20 protein-coding genes are annotated in these 21912 nt (G+C 46.9%); 7 read left to right on the top strand and 13 right to left on the bottom strand.

Annotation, left to right across the window (positions count from 1 at the left end; all coding sequences use genetic code 11):
- Positions 1 to 15: 15 nt before the first annotated feature.
- A complete protein-coding gene (mazG, locus tag F8H35_RS06875; protein WP_472572805.1) occupies positions 16 to 798 on the bottom strand; it encodes a nucleoside triphosphate pyrophosphohydrolase in 783 nt (260 codons plus the stop codon).
- Positions 799 to 857: 59 nt separating this feature from the next.
- Here mazG and cysS point away from each other — a divergent pair, with 59 nt between their 5' ends.
- Together cysS and F8H35_RS06865 are read left to right on the top strand one after the other, a co-directional pair.
- The gene (cysS, locus tag F8H35_RS06870) at positions 858 to 2276 is read left to right on the top strand and encodes a cysteine--tRNA ligase (RefSeq protein ID WP_472572804.1); all 1419 of its coding nucleotides are present in this window, start codon (positions 858 to 860) and stop codon (positions 2274 to 2276) included.
- The gene (locus tag F8H35_RS06865) at positions 2276 to 2425 is read left to right on the top strand and encodes a hypothetical protein (protein ID WP_472572803.1); all 150 of its coding nucleotides are present in this window, start codon (positions 2276 to 2278) and stop codon (positions 2423 to 2425) included. Before cysS ends, F8H35_RS06865 begins: the two co-directional genes overlap by 1 nt.
- A gap of 26 nt (positions 2426 to 2451) precedes the next feature.
- Here F8H35_RS06865 and F8H35_RS06860 read toward each other — a convergent pair whose 3' ends face one another.
- From F8H35_RS06860 to F8H35_RS06830, 7 genes are all read right to left on the bottom strand, one after another.
- A complete protein-coding gene (locus tag F8H35_RS06860; protein ID WP_472572802.1) occupies positions 2452 to 6456 on the bottom strand; it encodes a cytochrome c3 family protein in 4005 nt (1334 codons plus the stop codon).
- 18 nt (positions 6457 to 6474) lie between these two features.
- Positions 6475 to 6870, bottom strand: a complete 396-nt coding sequence (locus F8H35_RS06855) for a hypothetical protein (RefSeq protein WP_472572801.1) — start codon at positions 6868 to 6870, stop codon at positions 6475 to 6477.
- Between the two features lie 162 nt (positions 6871 to 7032).
- Positions 7033 to 8143 (bottom strand): peptide chain release factor 2 gene (gene prfB / locus F8H35_RS06850; RefSeq protein ID WP_472572800.1). Its coding sequence is split into 2 segments (ribosomal slippage): positions 7033 to 8067 and positions 8069 to 8143, totalling 1110 coding nucleotides; the frame shifts between segments, so codons are not numbered across the junction.
- 34 nt (positions 8144 to 8177) lie between these two features.
- Positions 8178 to 9275, bottom strand: a complete 1098-nt coding sequence (locus F8H35_RS06845) for a THUMP domain-containing class I SAM-dependent RNA methyltransferase (RefSeq protein WP_472572799.1) — start codon at positions 9273 to 9275, stop codon at positions 8178 to 8180.
- Positions 9275 to 10348: a lipid-A-disaccharide synthase gene (lpxB, locus tag F8H35_RS06840; RefSeq protein ID WP_472572798.1), complete on the bottom strand. Its 1074-nt coding sequence runs from the start codon at positions 10346 to 10348 to the stop codon at positions 9275 to 9277. The genes F8H35_RS06845 and lpxB overlap by 1 nt, the downstream gene beginning before the upstream one ends.
- Positions 10345 to 10914 carry an anthranilate synthase component II gene (locus tag F8H35_RS06835; protein WP_472572797.1) on the bottom strand — a complete coding sequence of 190 codons (570 nt, stop codon included), beginning with the start codon at positions 10912 to 10914 and terminating at the stop codon, positions 10345 to 10347. The genes lpxB and F8H35_RS06835 overlap by 4 nt, the downstream gene beginning before the upstream one ends.
- A 3-nt stretch (positions 10915 to 10917) precedes the next feature.
- Complete coding sequence (locus F8H35_RS06830) at positions 10918 to 11748, bottom strand: metal ABC transporter substrate-binding protein (RefSeq protein WP_472572796.1); 831 nt, start codon at positions 11746 to 11748, stop codon at positions 10918 to 10920.
- 85 nt (positions 11749 to 11833) lie between these two features.
- Here F8H35_RS06830 and carA point away from each other — a divergent pair, with 85 nt between their 5' ends.
- Genes carA through lon form a run of 5 tightly spaced genes read left to right on the top strand, consistent with a single transcriptional unit; the run spans position 11834 to position 18652 of the window.
- Entirely contained in the window at positions 11834 to 12973 is a 1140-nt protein-coding gene (carA, locus tag F8H35_RS06825; protein WP_472572795.1) for a glutamine-hydrolyzing carbamoyl-phosphate synthase small subunit, read from the top strand.
- 28 nt (positions 12974 to 13001) lie between these two features.
- Positions 13002 to 14123, top strand: coding sequence for a geranylgeranyl reductase family protein (locus tag F8H35_RS06820; RefSeq protein ID WP_472572794.1), 1122 nt, complete (start codon positions 13002 to 13004; stop codon positions 14121 to 14123).
- 1 nt (position 14124) lies between these two features.
- A complete protein-coding gene (locus F8H35_RS06815; RefSeq protein WP_472572793.1) occupies positions 14125 to 15327 on the top strand; it encodes a class I SAM-dependent rRNA methyltransferase in 1203 nt (400 codons plus the stop codon).
- Between the two features lie 18 nt (positions 15328 to 15345).
- Positions 15346 to 16236 carry a UTP--glucose-1-phosphate uridylyltransferase GalU gene (gene galU / locus F8H35_RS06810; RefSeq protein ID WP_472572792.1) on the top strand — a complete coding sequence of 297 codons (891 nt, stop codon included), beginning with the start codon at positions 15346 to 15348 and terminating at the stop codon, positions 16234 to 16236.
- Positions 16229 to 18652 carry an endopeptidase La gene (gene lon, locus F8H35_RS06805; protein WP_472572845.1) on the top strand — a complete coding sequence of 808 codons (2424 nt, stop codon included), beginning with the start codon at positions 16229 to 16231 and terminating at the stop codon, positions 18650 to 18652. Before galU ends, lon begins: the two co-directional genes overlap by 8 nt.
- 31 nt (positions 18653 to 18683) lie before the next feature.
- On the opposite strand, the gene F8H35_RS06800 is transcribed toward lon, so the two are convergent.
- The 5 genes from F8H35_RS06800 to F8H35_RS06780 form a co-directional block, all read right to left on the bottom strand.
- Positions 18684 to 19325 (bottom strand): energy-coupling factor ABC transporter ATP-binding protein, encoded by a 642-nt coding sequence (locus tag F8H35_RS06800; RefSeq protein WP_472572791.1) that lies wholly within the window; start codon positions 19323 to 19325, stop codon positions 18684 to 18686.
- Positions 19307 to 20002 carry an energy-coupling factor transporter transmembrane component T family protein gene (locus tag F8H35_RS06795; protein WP_472572790.1) on the bottom strand — a complete coding sequence of 232 codons (696 nt, stop codon included), beginning with the start codon at positions 20000 to 20002 and terminating at the stop codon, positions 19307 to 19309. The genes F8H35_RS06800 and F8H35_RS06795 overlap by 19 nt, the downstream gene beginning before the upstream one ends.
- A complete protein-coding gene (locus F8H35_RS06790) occupies positions 19986 to 20579 on the bottom strand; it encodes an emp24/gp25L/p24 family protein (RefSeq protein WP_472572789.1) in 594 nt (197 codons plus the stop codon). The genes F8H35_RS06795 and F8H35_RS06790 overlap by 17 nt, the downstream gene beginning before the upstream one ends.
- Before the next feature lie 2 nt (positions 20580 to 20581).
- Entirely contained in the window at positions 20582 to 21178 is a 597-nt protein-coding gene (gene cbiM / locus F8H35_RS06785; RefSeq protein WP_472572788.1) for a cobalt transporter CbiM, read from the bottom strand.
- A partial coding sequence (locus F8H35_RS06780) for a DUF4198 domain-containing protein (RefSeq protein WP_472572787.1) occupies positions 21178 to 21912 on the bottom strand: 735 nt, incomplete at its 5' end. The genes F8H35_RS06780 and cbiM, both read right to left, overlap by 1 nt.

The following is a 21912-nucleotide window of genomic DNA, read 5'->3' as shown; positions in this document are numbered from 1 at the left end:
TAGAAAATCTTATCACTACTCCCTCTCTTTGGCCTCCTGCCAGAGGGCTTCCATCTCGTCAAGGGTCATCTCCTCAAGGCTTTTTCCCATCTCTTTGGCTCTCTTCTCTATGTGGCGGAACCGCCTCTCAAACTTCTCGTTGGCCCTCCTCAGTGCAATCTCCGGGTGAATACCCAAGAAGCGGGCAAGGTTAACGGCCATAAAGAGTAAATCACCCACCTCCTCTTCAAGCTTTTCTCTATTGCCTCTTTTCAGCTCCGCTTCTATCTCGGAGAGCTCCTCAATCAGCTTCTCCTTAATTCCTTCAAAGTTTTCCCAGTCAAAACCGACCTTCGCTGCCCTCTTCTGGAGTTTATAGGCTCTCTCCAGAGCCGGCATAGACTCTGGAATCCCGTCAAGGAAAGACTCTTTCTTCTTTCCCTCTTTCTCTTTGAGCCTCTCCCACTCCCTGTTCACATCTTCAGCCGTTTTTATGTCTTCCCTGCCTCCAAAAACGTGGGGATGTCTGTGGATAAGCTTCTTAGATATTGCATCAACCACATCTTTAATATCAAAAGCTCCTCTCTCCTTTGCAATCTGGGAGTGGAAAACTACCTGAAGAAGCAAATCCCCCAGCTCCTCCTTCAGCTCTTCGTCGTTTCCTTTCTTTACTGCATCAATAACCTCGTAAGTCTCCTCTAAAAGGTAGGGAAGCAGACTCTCGTGGGTCTGTTTCCTGTCCCACGGGCAACCTTCCGGCGAGCGGAGTTTTTCCATAATCTTCACTAAATCCTCAAAACTGCACTTCTTATCGCTCAACTTTCTTCCTCCTTGTAAAGGGCTTTATATATAATCGTTGAAATTTACGCCGGAGGGCGATGATGATTTACATCACCAACACGATGAGCGGTGAAAAGGAAGAGTTCAAACCTTTAGAGAATAAAACGGTTAAAATGTACGTCTGTGGCCCAACGGTTTACGACCACGCCCACATAGGCCACGCAAGGAGCGCAGTGGTTTTTGACGTTATAAGGAAGTGGCTTGAGTACAGGGGATACAAGGTTATCTACGTTCGGAACTATACAGACGTTGACGACAAGATAATAAAGAGGGCAAAAGAGGAGGGGATAAGCTGGAAGGAGGTTGCTGAGAAGTACATCGCCTCTTACGAAGAGGATATGAGAGCCCTCAACGTTAAGGAGCCCACCTACAAGCCAAGGGTTACAGAGCACATAAGGGAAATTATTGAGATGATAGACGGCCTCATTGAAAAAGGCTACGCTTACGAGGCCGGTGGGGATGTCTATTTTTCGGTTAAGAAGTTTCCTGAGTACGGGAAGCTCTCTAAGAGGAATATTGAGGAGCTCCGCGCCGGCGCCCGCATTGAGCCGGGAGAAAACAAGAAAGATCCGCTGGACTTTGCCCTCTGGAAGAAAAGCAAGGAGGAAGAGCCGGGCTGGGAGTCTCCCTGGGGAGTTGGAAGACCGGGGTGGCACATTGAGTGTTCCGTCATGTCTATGAAGTACTTAGGTGAAACGATGGACATCCACGGGGGAGGATTAGACCTCATCTTCCCCCACCACGAGAACGAGATTGCCCAGTCTGAGAGCTATACCGGGAAAACCTTTGCTCGCTACTGGGTTCACAATGGTTTTGTTATGGTCAACAAAGAGAAGATGAGCAAATCTTTAGGTAACTTCTTCACTATAAAGGAGATACTGGAAAGGTTCTCTCCAGACGTTCTAAGGTTCTTCCTCCTCTCAACCCACTACAGGAGCCCCATTGACTTCTCCTTTGAGAGGTTGGAGGATTCAGAGAGAGCTCTCAAAAGGCTCATCAACTTCTTAGATTCCCTTAAAGCCATTGACGGAATTGAAGAATTTGAGGGAGAGGGTGAACCTATCTCCGTTGGCGAGTACAGAAAAATGTTTGAGTCTGCCATGGACGACGACTTCAACACGGCAAAGGCGCTGGGAGCTCTCTTTGAGCTCGTGAAGAGGGCAAACCTTCTAAAGGACAGAGCTTTAAAGGAAGGCAGGATAACGAAAGAGGAAAAGCTCTCCTTCAGAGAAGCTGTTGAGTTTGTTGAAAACGCCCTGAGAATATTAGGATTTAGATTGGAGAGGGAGAAGGATACCGGTTTAGAGGATAAGCTGATAGAGCTCCTTATAGAGGTGAGGGGGGAGCTCCGAAAGAAAAAGGAGTTTCAGCTTGCCGATATGATAAGGGATAGACTAAAAGAGCTTGGAATCGCCCTTGAAGACTTACCTACGGGAACAATCTATAAGAGGCTGTAATGGGAATTTACGACAGGGATTACTACAGAGAACGGAGCAAAAAGAAGGACTGGAAACGTTTCGTATTTAAGGCTACCTGGTGGCTTATCGTTCTCCTCTTTGTTGCTGCCTTTGTCGTTTACGTTCTTGCAATTCTATCTGAAAAATAAAAAGGGGGCACGGAGCCCCCTTTAAATTAGTTCTTCTTCCTTCTCCTTCCGATAAAGAGACCTGCAATACCTGAAAGCATCGTCAGGAAGCTTGCGAACCCGGAAGCTGGAGCAGTTTCAGGAGCAATAGAACATCCGCCTCCACCGCCACCACCGTTTTCTGTAGTGGTAGTGGTTTCAACTGGAGCAACAGATGTTAGAGGTTCACCTACAACAACTGTAACAGGTTCATTTGTGGTAGCCCTCGTTGTAAGGGAAACCGTTGCAGTTATCTTTCCGTTTGTTATATCACGGGAAACATTTGTAACTGTTCCCCTATCTGTTGCAACAGTTGCAGACTTAACAACGTCGGCAGAGAGTCCTGTGAAGGTTACCGTAAATGTATCAGATTCGGGAACTACAGAGATGTGGGCAATGACCTTAGCTATCTTATTCTTCTGAGCAACTTCCTTAACCGCATCTTCCGGTGCCGGTCCTTCAATGTTGGCACTCCTGGTATTAACAGTAATGGTAATTTCTTTTCCACTAAGGTTAACTTTTACTGTTCCGCTGTTACCCTGTGCGTTAACCTGCTCACTCTCTGGAAGAACAACGTTAAAGTTGTTGGCAGATGGAGCCTCTCCAGCTATAGCAAAGTAGCTCAGTTTTGTCCTTGCAAAGGTCACGTATGGGTTGTTGGGGTCAACAGTTCCGGTTGTTACAACGCTCCAGCTCTTACCGTCTTCACTTGCAAGAACAACAATCTTACCGGTTACTTTAGATGGATCGTATTTAACTGTAAAGGTCACAGGCTCGTTAAAGCTGTCTGTTTTTGTGTGAATATCGTAGATTTCCGTTGCCAAAACGGGAGTTCCAATTCCTGAAGATTTGGCAGCTGAGAGGGCAGACTCTTCAACAGAGGGCTCTTCCACTTTCTCAACTTTTATGGCCGTTGGCGTGTCAACAGTTCCAGGTTGAACGGAAACGGAGATCTCATCCCAGTTGGGACCTGTAACTGTTCCGTCTGGAGTTACCAGGAAGAATCCGGCATAATCCTTGCTTTCAACTTTAACGGATTCTACGCGGCAGAGAGCTCCCTGGGTAATGACAAACTTACCGTCCTCAACCTTCGTTCCCTTAGGCAAGAACCAGGCGTGGTTATCCTGAGACTCCTTAATGGCAAGCTCAGGGAGAGCTCTAACAGTAAGCGTAACTTCCCTACCTGCAGTCTCGTCTCCTTTCCAGACTGCAGGGCTGAGCCTGTTTTTGCTCTCATCGGGGTTGTGGCAGGCGTTACAGGAGAGTGGACCTGACCTCTGGGAACCCAATGCGTACTCTGCTGGAAGAACTCCGTGGTCAACTCCAAAGGGTGCCATAAAGGTCATAATAACAGGGTTGTGTGGATGGCCCGGGTCTTCATGGTCAAGAACCTGTTTTAGAGCAGTTTTCAGGGCTTCGTATTCAGCATCTGTGCTTATCTCGGGAACCATGTCTCCATCGTCATCGTCTATGTAGTCTGGCAGTCCACCAGGGTTGCCGTCAATGTAGTGGATTTTAAAGGCGATCTTTCCAGTTTTCGGGTCAATCGTTAAGCCTGGAACGCTCTTATCGGGATCTTCAGGGTCAATCGTTGAACGGCCTAAAGGCTTACCGTTTGAGTCGTAGGCCACGCCGTCTATTGCCATGTTCATCTCTCTTGTGAAGAGAGCTCTGCCGGTTGAAGCGTCAACCCAGGTGAAGACCTGAATCGGACTGATAAGTCCAGCCTTTAGAACAGGATTTCCTTTGTCGTCTATAGTCCAGCGTTTAATAATTGCCGGTGCCCAGCGCCACGGGAAGAGACCTGGCTTAATCTCCCACAGTCCAAACTGGCTGTTTCCGACCCTCATGAGGGCTCTGTACGGATCCATATCTATGCTTGTAATCGGCAGAACGGTATCCTTTCCGTCGTCGCTCGTTTGAGCAATAACGTAGGAGAAGTTGAGGCCGTAGGTTGGAGTTGGGCCGAAGGCTGGAATTGCCCACTCAGGCGGGAACTGGTAAACGGTTCCAGTTGACTTATCAAACTTCATCAGCCTGTCGTCAAACTGGTTGACGTATCCAAGGCTGTCGTCAAAGAACCTGAATGTCCAGTAGGTCTTATACGGAATGTGGCAGACCTGACACTCTATAGCAGAGATGTGGGCTCCCGCTGCCGGTCCGAACCATGCCTCGTGGGCTTTTGCAGCGTTAGCGTCTGTTCCCCAGTGGCAGCTCGTACAGGTTCTAACAGAGGGGTTGTAGTCAAGTGCAGGCATAACCTCGCCGGCTGAGTCGTTACCTTTGAGGAAGTTGTGTGGATTGTGATGTTCTCTTTCCTCTTCAGATAGGTTGTCCTGTCCGTGGCAGGAGAGGCAGGAGAGATTTCCACCGTCTTTGGCCATGTGGACGTCGTATCCAACGGGAAGGCCCTGAGTAACACTTTGGGCATCCTGCATGCTGTTGTATTTGGCCATTTCACCGTCTGGAGTAATTGCTATGGGAGCTACGCTGGGGTCGTTCTGCCTCTCATCTGGAGCACAGACGGCAGCCCTCTTAACAACGTCTGCTCCAAGGCCGATAATTCCACGGCGGACGTACCAGCTCGGGAACGTGTGTTTTCCGTCAACTGTCCACCTGTTCTCTGTATCTGGAACTGCAAAGTGGCACTGTGCACACATGAGAGAGAGGTCTTTGTCGCTATCTCCCCGGTGAGAAACAGAAACACCGTCAGTTTGGGTATCTGGATCGGGTTTGATTAATGTGTAGTGGCCGTCTGTTTCAAGGATGGGAAGTTTCACATTATCAAGGTCAGCATCTGCTGCATAGTAGGCAACGGCTTTAAAGGTTCCATCTTTCTGTTTCTCAAGCCTTACAAAGGCTAAAGGCTTGCTGGGGTCGTTGGGGTCTGCTATTGCCATTAGTGTTCCCGTTGCAGACCAGCCGTAGAAGTGGCCTGCCCTTGCAAGCCTCACAAAGGGAGCAGTTTTATCTGTATCTTTCATCGGGTTGTAGGAGTAGTTGTTCTGAGGAGATGCTGCCCTTACAAAGAAACCGGCTCCAACGTAGGGCTGACCCTCTGTTGTTGACTCGTAGAAGGCGTTTCTCAGGTAGTCGCGAGCTGAGAAGTTAGGAGCTCCGATGTCTAAGTAGAACTGACCGAAGAATCCTGAAAGCCTGTTGTTGAAGTCTGAGTCGTTGTAGGTGAAGTCTTTAAGGTCAACTCCTATCTTCTGTTTAAGCTGTGAGTATGGAATTGTGAATCCAGTCGTCATTCCGTGCTTCAGGTAGCCTGTAATAACGCCGATTGTGAAGCTCTGGATTGCCATCATCTGCTGCTGGTTGAGTGTGCTGGGGTCAACGTTAGAGTTCTGGAGCTCCGCTCCGATAACCTTCTGAATAACATCTCCGTAGTAAACAGCAACAAGCCTCTCAAGTGGATCTGAGTAGAACGCTGCAGAGTCTATTGTGTAACCCTTCTGGGCCTCATCCTGAGTCAGCTGAGGCGGGAATCCCATTGAGATTTCAACAACCTTTCCGGTTGGGTCTTTCTTAACAAATACAAACACCCTTGGATTTGCTGGAGTTGGGTTTGCAGCACTCCAGCCGTTTGCCGTTTTAACAACTAATTTCTCTTTCTCGGCCAGAGATCTATCAGAGTGACAGAGGAGACAGTCTGTATCAAGAACGCCGGACTTCTTCCAGTTGAACTTGTGGGGCATCCCTATGTAACCCCGGGATTCCTCATCTGGAGTGTAGGAGAAGAGATCACCATCAACTTCACTGTCTGTATATGAAGCCTTTGAGTAGAAACCTGTTCCATCTTTTGTATCGTCCCAGCTCTCAATCTCGTCGTGCCTCTTACCTGTATCCCTGTCAAAAGTCATAATTCCACCGGAGTGGCAGGAGGCACAGGTAAAGACCTTATCAGGGGTTCCCATGTCCATGTCGTAGGCTACTTTACCCCTGTAGTCAATGCCGTTGTTTATGTCTGGGGCAAGGCCTGGGTCGTCTGCGGGGTGTTTAGCCGCCAACTGGCGGTATGAAGGTGGTCACCAGGCACCGTCGTCGCCTAAAGACCTGAGGAATTTCCTCCAGTCAATCCCTTTCCTCACTCTGTCGGCACCGAAAGAGTCTGACATCTCCTCCCAGCCCCTGCCTATGTGGTAGGCAGCGTGGATAGGACCGGGGGAGTGTAACCCTGTGCTTACGTCTCCTGTAATCTCCTTGTGGCAGGCACCACAGGTAACTTCCCAGCTTACAGGGTTTCCTGCAACGTAGGTCTTTCCGCCGATGGTAATTTTGTTTGAAGTATCAAGGGTTTCAGAGATAGGTTTACCGTTGATGTCTTTGAGGGGCACCAGCGGGTGAGAAAAACCCTGAGCCGACAGCCCTAAAAGGAACAAAGTTCCGGCTGAAAGAGTAAATTTCCATCGCCTCCCTTTCATCATTTCCTCCCGTTAAAGATGCGTTTTACAGAACTTATATTATCTCTTATTTTCTAAATATCAAGATTTATCATAAATAGATAATAAATTCCGAATGGTCAGAAAATAAAAAAGTTTTTATAGAAGGCTTACGGAATATTAAAGGAAAGTGGAAAAGGCCGGCTACTGCCGGGCCTTCTGTTTGAGGTAGGCCTCTATGAACTGGTCTATCTCTCCGTCCATTACGGCGTTTACGTTTGAAGTTTCAACACCGGTTCTGTGGTCTTTAACCATCTGGTAGGGCTGGAAAACGTACGAGCGTATCTGGTTCCCCCAGGCAATACTCTTGTGTTCCCCTTTTGCCTCAGCTAATTTTTCCTCTCTCTTTCTCATCTCAAGTTCGTAGAGCCTTGCCTTTAGAATTTTCATTGCCCTCTGGCGGTTCTGTATCTGAGACCTCTCGCTCTGGCAGGTGACAACAATTCCCGTTGGAATGTGTGTAATACGAACTGCAGAGTCTGTTTTGTTAACGTGCTGACCGCCTGCACCTGAAGCCCTGTAGGTGTCTATCCTTATATCCTCATCTCTAATTTCAATTTCTACTTCGTCGTCTATTTCCGGAACGACTATCACCCCGCTGAAAGAGGTGTGGCGGCGGGCGTTGGCGTCAAAGGGAGAGATTCTTACAAGCCTGTGGGTCCCGTGTTCAGACTTTAGAAGACCATAAGCGTAAGGACCCTTTATCAGAAGTGTTGTGCTCTTTATTCCGGCCTCTTCGTTCTCCTGAAGGTCTAATATTTCAACTTCAAAACCCTTCTTCTCAGCCCACCTTAAGTACATCCTCATTAGCATCTCTGCCCAGTCGCAGGACTCTGTTCCTCCAGCCCCTGCGTGGATAGTTACTATTGCATTGTTCTTGTCGTACTCGCCAGAGAGAACTTTCTTGACTTCAAGGTCGTTGAGCTCTTTCTCCACCTCTTTGAGGTTCTCTTCGGCTTCCTTAAGGAGCTCCTCGTCTCCCTCTTCCTCAGCCATCTCTATGAGAACCTCTGAGTCCTCAATCTTCTGTTCAACGGATGAAAAGGCGTTGAGCTGAGCTTCTATCCTGTTTCTCTCCTGTGAGAGCTTCTGGGCTCTCTGTGTGTCGTTCCAGAAGTCTGGAGAGGACATCTCCTCTTCAATCTCAGAGAGCTCCCTCTTCATCCCCTCTATGTCAAAAATACCCCCTTATCTCTTGATACCTCTCTTTTAGGCGTTTAATCTCTTCAGAGAGCTCCTGAACTTTCTCAATCATCCAGATACCTCCCGATAAGTTTCATTAAGTTTCATCAGGAAATATAGGCTACTCTGTAGAGTCCAACAGTGATGCCGCCGTTAGAGAAGTAGGTGAGGAGCTCTGCCCTTTCACCAACCCTCTCTGCAAGTTTTCTGTTAGGAGATAAAAAGTAAATCTCAGCCTCCTTGAAGTGGCGGGCTGCCCAATCTCCCAGCATTGAGTAAAGGGTTTCTACCTGCCTTTTGGGAAGCCTTACGCCGTAGGGGGGATTTGTAACTATAACGGCCTTTTCGTAGTAGATTTCCGGAAATGAGAGGTTTTTAAACTGAACAACCTCTGAAACTCCAGCCTTTTCTGAATTCTTAACAGAACACTCAACGGCTTCAGGGTCTATGTCAAAACCCAAAATGGGAACGTTTACCCTTTTCCTCTTTTGGTCTGCCTCTTTGAGGAGCTCCCCCCATAGCTTTCCATCAAAGTTCCTCCACTCCATAAAGGCAAACTTCCTGTTCCTTCCCGGCGGAATGTTTAAAGCAACAAAAGAGGCCTCTATTGGAATTGTTCCGGAGCCGCAGAAAGGGTCAATTAATGGAGCTTCTCCTTTCCAGCCGGAAAACAGAACCACTGCAGCAGCGAGGTTTTCCCGAAGAGGTGCCTCAACCTCACAGACCCTGTAGCCCCGTTTGTGAAGGGGAGCTCCCGATGTGTTAACACTTATCGTGCAGATATCGTTCTCAAATCGGACGATTACGCTGGTTCCCTCGTCCTCATACTTTGCCCTCTTTGGCTCAAAGCCTAACCTCTCCTTTATTGCCCTTAAAATCCTCTCCTCTATAGCCTTTGTGTGGTAGAGTTTAGAGTGTTTAGAGGTTGCCCGAACCTTTATGGGCAGGTCTTCTGTTATATAGTTCTCCCAGCTGCACTTTGCCGCCTTTCTGACAAGCTCTGCAAAGTGTTTTGCCTTAAACCGGCAGAGCCTCAGAAGAACCCTGTTTGCACTCCTCAGCCACAAGTTCGTTAAGTAGATTTCCCTTAAACTCCCCTCAAACTCAACGCCGCCGGGAACTACTTTTCCCTCTATTCCAAGCTCCTTTAACTCTTCAGCCGTTATCTCCTCCAATCCCGGCTGCGAAACTGCAAAGAGCTCCATCAGACCTCCTCTGTTATCCTCTCAACAACCCGTTTTACGGCTCCCCCTTTCAGCTTTGACTTTACATCTTTCTGAAGGAGCTCCCTCATCCTTTCTCTATTCTTAAGGACAAGCTCAAATGTGTGCCACAGCTCTTCTCTGTTTACTCTGTTTTGAAGGAGCTCCGGCACAACTTCCTTTCCTGCAATCAGGTTCGGAAGTGAAACGTAGGGTAGTTTAACAACCCTCTTCGCAACGGCAAAAGTTAACGGGTTCAGTTTATAGACAACAGCGTGTGGAAGTCCTAAAAGAGCAGCCTCTAAAGAGGCAGTTCCGGAAGCAACAACTCCTGCTTCAGCGTAGGCCATCAAGCTGTAGCGCCTGTTTTCAGGAATTAGCTTTATGTTTTCCGATTTAAAACCTTTAAAAAGTTCCCTAACGCTCTCTGCAACGGGAATCAGCCAGTTTCCCCCAAAACTCTCTGCAAAGTCCTTTAGAGGTTCTAAAAGGTACTTAATCTCTGTTGGCCTGCTCCCTGGAAGAAGGGCGAAGAAATTGCCGTTTAAACCAAATTCCTTTAAAAACTCCTCTTTACTCACTTCAGGTTTAACGATGTCAACAAGGGGGTTCCCAACAAACTCTGCGTTTATCCCTAAACTCCTGTAAAACTCCTCCTCAAATGGAAAGATGACGAAAACTCTGTCTGTAAACTCCCTCAGCTGTTTTGCCCTCCACTTTCCCCACGCCCAGAGTTTAGGTGGGATGAAGTAGAAAACCTTTGTTCCCCTTTTCTTTGCCTCCTTTGCTATCTTCAGGTTGAAGCCGGGAAAGTCTATGAGGAGAACGGCATCGGGCTTTTCTCTTTCAAGGAAATTGGTAATAACCCTCTTTCCCTTTAGTATTTTTGGAAGTTTCCCAAGAACCTCAAAGAGGCCGAAGGCAAGGAGCTCCTTAGAGTCGTAAATCCTCTCAGCTCCAGGAATCTCTTTCAGGAAAACGCCGTAGACTTTGAAGTTTTGAGGGAGCTCCTTCACAACCTCTTCTGCGTAGAGGAAGCCGGAGAGCTCCCCCGTTACTATCAGTATCTTTTTCATATCTGATTAAGAAAATTCTCAATTATCTTTATTCCATCCTCTGTCAGGATTGACTCCGGGTGGAACTGAACACCGAAAATTGGGAACTCTCTGTGTCTTATTCCCATTATCTCCCTGTCGTCTTCACTCTCCGCCGTTATCTCAAAAACTTCCGGCAGTGTTTCCCTATCAATAACCAAAGAATGATACCTTATTGCAGAAAACGGGTTTTTCATCCCATCAAAGAGGTATTTCTCATCGTGGTGAATCAGTGAAGCCTTTCCGTGCATGAGTTTTTTAGCTCTTCTTATTTTTGCCCCAAAGGCAAAGCCTATAGACTGGTGGCCTAAACAAATTCCCAAAATGGGCAGTTTCCCTGCAAAGCGCCTTATCGCCTCAACAGAAATTCCCGCCTCTTTAGGAGTACATGGCCCCGGAGAAATCACAAGGGCTTCCGGTTTCTTTCTTTCTATCTCGTCTATTGTTATCTTGTCGTTCCTGTAAACCTCAATATCTGCACCCAGTTTTCCGAAGTATTGGACAACGTTGTAGGTAAACGAGTCATAGTTATCAATCATCAGAATCATCCCTTACTCCTTCATAACACTACAAATTTTCTCTCCCCAGTTTGAGAGAGCTATAACATAATTGTCCGTAGGTAGAGGGTTTAGAACAAGAACTTTCCCACCTATCTCTTTAGCAATCAATCTGGGAACTTTTCTGTCTGAGAATGTTTCGCCTATAACCACTTTAGCACCGGCTCTTTTTGCTTCTTCAATAACTTCCTTCAGTCTCTCTGGAGTTACCTGTTCTTCAGGAGTTCTGGCAATCTCTATAACTTTGATTCCAAAAGTTTCAAGAAGAGGTTTCCAGACCGGATGGTAAATAACTACAGCTTTCGTCTTTACTCCTTTCAAACAACTGTCAATCCTGTTTATCATCTGATCAATCATTGCAGCATAGTCTTCAGCCCTTTTCTTGTAGTAGGTTTCTCTTTTCGGATAGAACTCAACCATCCTCTCAGCAACTTCAAAGTAGACATCCTCCATAAGAACAGGGTTCATCCAAAGGTGGTATCCGGGCTGTTTAACAACAGGATACTTCTTTGCAAAGAGCTCCCCAAGGTCAAGCACCTTCTCCCTATCTACACCCTTTAAAGCCCAGTCATCAAGCCCCAATCCGTGAACAATAATTAAAGAAGCCTCTTTTTCCCTCTTTATGTCAGAAGGTTTTGGTTCATAAGTGTGAGGAGATTCTCCACCTTTAAGGATTGAGTAATAACGGAAATCTCTTCCACCTATGTATTCAGCAACACTTTTCCAGACAGGCAGAGTTGTCACTATGAGAGGCTTCTTACTGTTTTCAGAAAGGCAACTGGCAATAAAGAGGAGCGAAAAGATAACAGCTAAGAACCTGAACATATGAACCTCCGCAGGTTTTTGTTAATACCGGTAGTATATAATAAGCGCTAACTTCAGAATTTGAAAGGTTTAGCCGGGGTTAAAGATGTTAAATCGAAAAAAGGCTATACTGGCTTTAGAAGACGGCACGTACTACGAAGGTTTCAGCTTCGGGGCAGAAGGGGAAACGGCCGGAGAAGTTGTTTTTACTACATCAATGACCGGTTATCAGGAGATAATAACAGACCCGTCGTTTAAGGGACAGATAGTAACGATGACCTGCCCTTTAATAGGAAACGTTGGAGCAAACAGAGAGGACGTTGAATCTGACGGCCCTAAAGCTGAGGGTTTTATAGTTAAGGAGATATCTGAGATTTACTCTAACTGGAGAGCAGAGAAGTCGTTTGAGGACTACTTAAAAGAGTACGGGGTTGTCGGTATCTGTGAAATAGATACAAGGGAACTTACAAAGAAACTGAGAAGTGCAGGAACAATGAGAGGGGTTATTTCAACTGTTGATTTAGACGTTGACAGTCTTATTTCAAAGGCGCGCTCCATTCCCCCAATGGAAGGGTTAAACCTTGTGGACGAAGTAACCTGTAAAGAGCCCTACGAGTGGAATTTAGGAACCTGGAAGTTGGGAGAGGGATACCCTGAAAGAAGAGACTTTAAATATTCCGTTGTAGTCTTAGACTTTGGAATCAGGTACAACATCTTGAGGAACTTAATTGACGTTGGTATTAAACCGATTGTTGTTCCAGCCCACACACCGCCGGAAGACATTTTGAAAATGAACCCGGATGGAATATTCCTTTCCTGCGGTCCCGGTGACCCGGCAGCCGTAACTTATGCCATAGAAACCATTAAATACCTTATTGCAACGTACAAAAAACCCATTTTCGGCATCTGTTTGGGGCATCAGCTTACAGCCCTTGCAATGGGAGCATCTACCTATAAACTTAAGTTCGGCCACAGGGGAGCGAATCAGCCTGTTAAGAACAGGAAGACCGGCAGGGTTGAGATAACAGCCCAGAACCACGGCTTTGCTGTTGATGAGTCTACAATTCCAGACGACTTAGAAGTTACCCACCACTCTCTTAACGACGGAACGGTTGAGGGGTTGAAGCACAAAGTCAAGCCACTTTTTACTGTTCAGTACCACCCGGAGAGCTCCCCCGGACCCCACGACTCACGCTACCTGTTTAGAGAGTTTGAAAAGCTAATCGCTGATTATAAAGGCCGTTAATAACATTAGAATAAAAAGGACGGGGGAAATGGTTTACGACGTGGCAGTTGTAGGCCTGGGGCCTGCTGGTGTTTCAGCGCTTAAGGTTTTAGAGGGTTCCGGCCTTAAGGTTCTTGCTATTGAAAGTGCATCTTCTTTTCCCAGGAAAAAACCTTGTGCTGGTGGCTTGACTCCTAAAGCTTATGAAATTCTGAAGGAGTTTTTCCCTGAAGTTGACTCTGTTGTAAGAAAACGGATCAACCGGTTTATCCTGTACAACAAAGAAAGTTTAGCTGTCCTCTCTTACACTACGGTTCTTACCTACTTAACTCAGAGAGAGGAACTTGACGCATTCCTGTTTAACTCATTAAACCACTCTCATTTTGATATACACCTTGGAGAGACAGCCTTAACCGTAGAAAAAGACATTGACGGTGTTATCCTTAACACAACAAAGGACAGCTATAGAGTTAAAGTCTTACTGGTTGCAAGCGGAGTCAACAGCAGAATAGCCAGACAATTGGGAATTAAAAGGGAGATAGGTTTTACATACGAATCGTACGTTGAGAACTCCAGAGAGGAACTGATAATAGACTTTACAGGTTTTAAGTGGGGTTACTACTGGGCATTTCCAAAGGGAGATGTAGTAACAACAGGAATCGGTGAGTTTAAGTCTAAGAAAGTAACAGCATCCCTTAGGGAAATCCTTTCGCAGTTCAACAGAAAACACGGCTTAACGGGGAAAGAGACGTGGAGCTCCGGCTTCCCCATTCCGGCAGGGAAAAGCCAGAACGACGTTTACAGGCCTCACATTCTCTTCCTCGGAGACGCCGGAGGGTTAGTTGATCCGTTAACCGGGGAGGGTATCTACTACGCTGTAAAAAGTGGAACAGTTGCTGCAGGAGTTGTAAGACAGTTCTTTAAAACTGGAGAACTGAGCCGTTTGAGTAGCTATGAAACGGCAATCAACTCGCTTTTTGGAGAAGAGTTTAAATGGGCTCGTATAGTAGGAAAACTCTTTTTCTCTCTTAAAGGACTAAATTTCTTTGTATTGAAACGCTCTAAGGAAGTGGCACAGCTTACCTCGGAGCTCCTCTCAGGTAGAATTTCCTACAGAGAGAGTTTCAAAAAGTACTTAAGGATGATGCCGGGAGCTCTCCTCAGGAGGTAAGATGCTTCAAGTCTCAATTAAAAAAGGGAAAGAGAAAAGGATAAAAGGTTTCCATCCTTGGATATACAAAAATGAGATACTCTCTTACTCAAGAAGACCAAGGCCGGGAGAAATCTGTATAGTCAGAGACTACAGGGGAGCCTTTCTGGCAAAAGGATACATTAACCCCGACAGCTACATAGCAATAAGAATATTGACCTTTAAAAAAGAGGAAGAGATAGACTACGACTTCTTCGTCAGGAGGATTTCAGAAGCCTTCGCCTACAGAAAAGAGATCGTTCCGGAAAACTGCACAGCCTTCAGACTAATCCACTCAGAGGCCGACTACCTTCCCGGACTCATAGTTGACTACTACAACGGGTATTTGGTTGTTCAGGTAACAACTCTGGGAATGGAAATCCTTAAAGATACCGTTGTTAGAGCTCTCGTTGAAGTAGTTAAACCGAAAGGTATTTACGAAAAATCAACAGTTCAGACGAGAGAGCTCGAAGGGCTGCCCTTGGTTGAGCAACCGTTGTACGGCGATATTCCGGAAAGGGTGGTTATCCTTGAGAACGGCATAAAGTTCAACGTTCAGATAGTTGGTGGCCAGAAGACTGGATACTTCTTAGATCAGAGGGAAAACAAGCTCCTCTTTGCCAGAGAGTTCGTGAAAGAGGGAGATAGGGTTTTAGACGCCTTCTGCCACCTTGGAGGGTTTGGAATCCATGCTGCCGTTATAGGAAAAGCTGGAGAAGTTGTTGCCCTTGATAGCTCTCAGCTCGCTTTAGACCTTGCCAGAGAAAACGCGGAACTCAACGGCGTTGCCGACAGGTTCAAATTTGTTAAGGGAGATGCCTTTAAGCTCTTGAAATCAATGGCTGAAAGAGGAGAGAAGTTTGACTCAATAGTCATAGACCCTCCTGCCTTTGCAAAGAGCAGAAAAGTTGTTGAACAGGCAAAGAGGGGTTATAAGGAACTCTTCTTAAGAGGCCTAAAGATGCTGAAACCGGGCGGAAGTATAGTCGTTTGCTCCTGCTCTCACCACATAACACCACCGATTTTAGAGGAGATACTGACCTCCGCAGCCTTTGACACGAGAACACCTTTAAAGGTTCTATACACAACCTACCAGGCTAAAGATCACCCGTTTGTCCTCCAGATTCCCGAATCAAGGTACCTGAAATGCATCTTTGCCAGGAGGTTTCCCTGGGAAATAAAGTAATAAAAAGGGAGAGGGATAATGACTGTAAGAAAGGCTGTCATTCCAGTAGCAGGTCTTGGAACGAGGTTTCTGCCGGCAACAAAGGCACAGCCAAAAGAGATGCTTCCCTTAGTTGATAAACCGGTTATTCAGTACATAGTTGAAGAGGCTGTTGCCGCCGGGATAAAACAGATAATCTTTGTTACAGGAAGGCACAAAAGGGCAATAGAAGACCACTTTGACAGGAACTTAGAGCTTGAGAGGAACCTTGAGGAGAAGGGGAAGGAGGAGCTCCTCAAAATCGTCAGGGAAATTCCTGACATGGCAGACTTTATCTACATAAGGCAGAAAGAGCCTTTAGGCCTTGGACACGCTATCCTTACGGCAGAACCGGCTGTTGGAAACGAGCCCTTTGCCGTTCTCCTTGGTGACGACGTTATGGTTTCAGAACCCCCTGCCATAAGACAGCTGATAGAGGTTTACAACAGGTTCAGATGTTCTGTAATTGGTCTCCAGAGGGTTCCCGAAGAGGAAGTTGAGAAGTACGGAATAGTTGGCGGAAAAGAGGTTGACGAGGAAGTCCTAAAACTTGATGAGTTAGTTGAGAAGCCCCGTAGAGAAGAAGCTCCGTCAAACCTTGCAATTGCCGGAAGGTACGTTCTGACCCCCGGTATCTTTGACGCCCTCAGGAAAACACCCCCTGGAAGAGGCGGAGAGATACAGCTTACAGATGCCATTCAGCTTCTTAACAGCAGAGAGGCTATCTATGGTAGGATTTTAAAGGTTAGCCGTTACGATACAGGAGATAAGTTGGGTTTCCTTCAAGCCACTGTTGACTTTGCACTTATGAGAGAGGATTTGAGGGAACCGTTCCTCAAATTCCTGAAAAAAAGAGTTAAAAAGGAGATGAAAGATGGCGGAGATGGTTAACGATCCGATAAATCAACCACAGCTTCCAGAGGAGCTCCCCGTTTTACCCCTGCGGGACGTTGTCGTCTTCCCAATGATGATAGCTCCCCTGTTTGTTGGAAGGCCGTTCTCTTTAAACGCCGTTGAGGAGGCTTTAAGGGAGCACAAGCTCATCTTTTTAGCCACACAGAAGAACAAGGAGATAGAGGAACCTACAAGAGAAGACCTCTACGACTACGGAACCGTCGCCGTGATACTGAAGGCTATGAAGATGGGCGACGGCCGGGTAAAAATTCTGGTTCAGGGCCTTGGAAGGGCAAAGATTGAAGAACTGAGAAGGGAAGACGGTCTGTTCAAGGCAAAACTCCAGCACGTTCTTGAACCGGAATACAGACCCCAGAGCATTGAAGAGGAAGCTCTTGTAAAACTGGTAAAAGATCAGCTTGAAAGGGTTGTTGCCCTTGGGAAACAGATTCCCCCCGACATGGTTGCCATTTTAAGGTCAATTGAAGACCCTGGAAGACTTGCAGACCTCATAGCAGCCCAGTTAGACCTATCAACTGAAGAGGCCATAGACCTCCTATCAACCGTTGACCCGATAGAGAGGCTCAAGAAGGTTAGCGAGAAGTTGGAGCACGAGATAAAGGTCTTAGAAGTTCAGGAGCTAATAAGGGCAAAGGCCCGTGAGTCTATGGAGAAGGAGCAGAAGGAGTATTTCCTCAGGCAGCAGCTGAAGGCCATAAGGAAGGAGCTTGGAGAGGAAGAGGAGAGAAGCAAAGAGATAGAGGAGTACAGGGAAAAGATTAAAAAAGCAAAAATGCCCAAGGAGGTTGAAGAGGCCGTTTTAAAGGAGCTTGCCCGACTTGAGAAGATGCACCCTGAGTCTGCCGAGGCCGCCGTTTTAAGGACGTGGCTTGAGTGGATGATAGAGCTCCCCTGGTCTAAGAGAACCCGTGACAAGTTAGACATAGAGAGGGCAAGGAAGATATTAGACGAAGACCACTACGACCTTGAAAAGGTTAAAAACAGGATACTTGAGTATCTTGCCGTTAAATCCCTCATCAAAAAGAGGAAGAAGAAAGTAAAAGAGGTAAAACAGCCTACGATCTGTTTTGTAGGCCCCCCGGGTGTTGGAAAGACCTCACTTGCAAGGTCTATAGCAAGAGCTCTTGGAAGGAAGTTTGTAAGGATTTCACTGGGCGGCGTTAGGGACGAGGCTGAGATAAGAGGCCACAGGAGAACCTACGTTGGCGCAATGCCAGGGAAGATCATCCAGGCTCTCAGAAAGGCTGGAACAAAAAACCCTGTTATCCTCCTTGATGAAATAGACAAGATGGCATCTGACTTCAGGGGAGACCCGGCTGCAGCCCTCTTAGAAGTTTTAGACCCCGAACAGAACAGGGAGTTCGTTGACAACTACATAAACCACCCCTTTGACCTCTCCGAAGTCCTCTTCATCGCAACGGCAAACACTCCCCACACAATCCCGGAACCCCTCTACGACAGGTTAGAAGTCCTCAACATTCCCGGCTACACAGAGTATGAAAAGCTCCAGATAGCAAAGAGGTACATCGTTCCGAAACAGATGAAGAACCACGCACTGACGGAAAAGGACATTGAGTTTACAGACTCAGCACTTCTCCACATCATCCGCCACTACACTAGGGAGGCAGGAGTCAGGAACCTTGACAGGAGAATTGCCGCCATCTGCAGGAAGGTCGCCCTCTGGATAAGCGAAGGTAAGGAGAAGAAATACAGAATTACAAAGAAGATGGTTGAGAAGATACTGGGAGCTCCCAAGTTCATCCCGGAGCTTGAGCTCGGCGAAGACGAAGTCGGAGTTGCAACGGGCCTTGCCTGGACTCCCGTCGGTGGAGACGTTCTCTTCATTGAAGCTGTAGTAACCAAAGGCTCTGGAAGGCTCATCCTTACAGGAAGGCTGGGCGACGTTATGAAAGAATCCGCCCAGGCAGCCCTTGGGTTCATAAAGGCCAACGCAGATAAGTACAACATAAAGCAGGACTTTGGAAAGATTGACATCCACGTCCACGTTCCTGCCGGAGCCATTCCCAAAGACGGCCCATCGGCCGGAATAACAATTGCAACGGCGATGCTCTCTGCCCTTACAGGCAGGAAAGTTAAGAAGGAAGTTGCAATGACAGGAGAGATAACTCTAGGCGGAAAAGTCCTTCCCGTTGGCGGCCTTAAAGAGAAGATACTTGCAGCCCTGAGGTATGGAGCCAAAAAGGTTATCCTTCCTGAGAAGAACAGACAGGAGGTTATGGAGGAGCTCCCCGAGGAGGCTAAGAAGAAAATTGAGCTCATATTCGTTAACAGAGTTGAGCCGGTCTTTGAAATAGCCCTCTACCCAGAGGAGAAAGGCAGGAAAAAGTCAAGAGGTAAATCCAAAACTAAAGAAAAGGCCACGTCAAAATAACTTCCTTTCTGGTAGCCCTTTCGGGCTGCCTTTACTCCCGGAGCTCCCCGTTTTCCATTACAAGCCTCTTCCAGCCCAGCCTTTTCATGAGTTTTGTGTCGTGGGTTACGATAATGAGGGAGCTCCCCGTCCTCTCAAAGAACTCAACTAATTTCTCCCACTTGTTCCTGTCAAGCCCCGTTGTCGGTTCGTCTAAAAGAATCACCTCAGGATCCATAGTAACAACGCAGGCCACAGAGACAATCCTCTTCTCACCGCCAGACAGCTTATACGTGGGCTTCTCCCTCAGGTGTTCTATCTCAAACTCCTTAAGGGTTCTCTCAACAATCTCCTTAACCTGCTCCCTCTTCAATCCCTTAACAAGTGGAGCAAAGGCCAGCTCCTCTTCAACGGTTGGGGCAAAGAGCTGGTCGTCTGGGTTCTGGAAAACGTATCCCATCCTTCCCCTTAAAACGCTGAAGTCATCTTCACTCTTAAGCTCGTTTCCCTTAAATGAGATTTTTCCTTCAAACGGAACAAACCCCATGAGGGTTTCAAGGAAAGTCGTTTTCCCGGCGCCGTTTGGACCTGTTATAAAAACTTTCTCTCCATCTTTCAAGGAAAAATTGACTCTCCTTAAAACTTCCCTGTTTTCAAGTTTAACCCTTAAGTTCTCTACAGATAGAATCTCCAAACTGCAACTCCCCAGTAGATAATTGTGAAAAGCGCAAAAATGACATCAAGCTTTCCCAGTTCAAAGTGCCTGAATACGGGGAAGTATCCCTTAAATCCCCTTGAAATCAGGGCTTTATAGACGTTTTCAGACTTAAAATAGCTCTTTAACAGAAGATTTCCCATAAAGTAAGCGTATGTTTTGTAAGTTTGAATTGAAGTTTTAGGTATAAATCCCCTTGATTTTGCAGACTTCTCTGCAAGTTGAAGCTGATCTTTCACTGTAAAGAGGTATCTGTAGAAGAAGAAAGTTATCTGGAGAAGTTTATTTGGGACTTTTAGATGGTGGAGTGCGTGGAGGAGGTCAAAAACGGAAGAGGTGGTAAGTAGCAACAGGGAGAAGAGAACAATAACCGTTGATTTAAAGAAGATTAAAACTCCCTCGTAGGGAGAGCCCAAGAAGAGCTGGGTAAGAACAACAAAGAGGAGAAAAAAGTCTGCAAAGAGGAGGAGTTTCAGTATGGTTGCCGTTTTCCTGTAGGCCGTTGCGTAAAAGAGGAGGGCAAGGGGAAGAAAGGCAAAGACCTGGAGCAGGTTGCCGGCAAGGGCAACCGTCCAGGCAAGGACAAGAAAGAGAACTATTTTAACCCTCGGGTCTAAACGGCTTAACAGTCCCTCTCCGTTAAGAGGCGTCTCCACCTTCTCTCCTTCTGTAGCAGTATCCAAACATAGCAGCTCCAAATATACCCAATATCCAGCCAAGGCCTCCAATAACGTCCTTGTAGGAGATAGAGCTCTGAGCTTCCTCAATTTTGAGGAGCTCCCTGTGAATGGGGCGGAGCTCCTCCCTCAGAACTTTTCTGAACTCCTCCTCTGAAAGCGACGGAGCACTGGGTTTAGACTGTTTCTGCACAGCTGTTTTTGTTCCGGCACTCTGAGAAGTCTTACTCCTTGAAGAAGTGGCAGGAGTTCCCACTGTAAAGTTAACAACCGCCCTGTGGCCGAGTTCCGCCAGAACAACGGCCTTATACTTTCCGCTCTTCTTAATCTTGAAGTCAAATTCACCCTCTTTGTTTGTTCTTCCCGTCAGGACAACGTTTCCCTTAGAGTCGTAAACCGTTACCTTAGCGTTCTTTGCAGGAGTTCCGTCGCTGAAGTAGGAAACGAGGGAGACGTTACCGTCTTCAACGTCAACAAATGCCGATATTTTATGGGCAAAGGACTGAGCTGTTAAAACAAATAAAAAGGAGAAGACAAAAACTAAAAGCTTTTTCATAACTAAACCTCCAGGGGAATTCCGCTCTTTTTAAGGTAGAGGAAAACAAAGGAGTTTATTACCATCTCAACCGCCGCAACGGGAATGTGGGCAAGGAATGCCAGCTCTGCCGTTTTTGTGAAGGAGCTCCCTACACTCATAAGCTCTGCACTGACGAAAGTGGCCGCCAGAAACACACCTATCAGGGCCGCCAGAACCCCCGCCGCTATTAAAGAGCCTGTAGTCCCCTTCTTCAAAAGAGGTTTAACAACGTAGTAGGCAACGACGCCGGGAAAGGCCATGTTAAACGTATTTACCCCTAAAACAGTTATCCCTCCAAACTGAAAAAGGAGAGCCTGAAAGAGAAGTGCGACAAAGAGGGCCGGGAATACCGCCCAGCCCAGGAGGGCACCTGCAAGGCCATTGAGAAGTAGGTGGACACTTGTCACCCCTATAGGAACGTGAATCAGAGAAGCAACAAAGAAAACTGCAGAAAGAAGGGCTGTCCGTGGAATCTTCCTACCGTTTATAGACTTAAGGCCTACATAAAGGCCTGCAGAAGTTAAAACCCAACCGGTTATCAGACACCAACCTGGAAGAACTCCCTCTGAGATATGCATCACTTCACCCCTTCAGGTTTGGGATAGGCCTTAACCCACATAACGGCGTCAAGTTCTACCGGGTAGAGCTTTCCGTCTTTATACCTCTTCTTACCACCGTAACCGATTGCAGAGAATCCCCACCATCCTGCCCACGGAATTGTGTATTCAAAGTAGCCGTCCTTATCTGTTCTTACCACCTGAGTAACAAAGGCGTCTGCAGGAACCTTTACTCCGGTTGTGTTAAGGTATTCAATCTCAACCCTTACGTTTGCTGCAGGTTTCCCGTTAAAGTAGACCCTTCCCCTGAAAGTGTTACCTTCCCAGAGTCCAAAAGGCCTTGTCAGAGGTACAATTTCAGCCTTAAGACCTATGGGCTTGTTCCAGCCCTCTTCCATTCCAAATCCCTCAACCTCAACTTTAGTCACCTGCTGGATAAACTGCTCCTCTGCAGGTTCAAAGTAGGCACTTGGGTAGATGTAGAACTTGTAAACTCCAGGCCTTCTCAGTTTAAACTCAGCCTTATACATTGGAACAAGTTTTTTTGATCCTTTCATAGCCGGAATCATCACCTTTTTCCAGTGGAGCTTCTCTCTGTGGCCGTTAACCACTACTCCACTATCAAGGATCTTAAAGGGCATGTTGGGTCCGCCCTCCATTGGGTGGGTGAATTTGGCCTCAATCTCTATCGTTGTTGCCCTGTGGCCCTCAACAATATCGGTTGAGGGTTTAAGGAGCATGAAGTGTGCAAATGC

Source organism: Thermovibrio sp. (genome assembly GCA_015488335.1).
Taxonomy (GTDB): Bacteria; Aquificota; Aquificia; order Desulfurobacteriales; family Desulfurobacteriaceae; genus Balnearium.
This window is presented reverse-complemented; position numbering and strand designations above follow the sequence as displayed.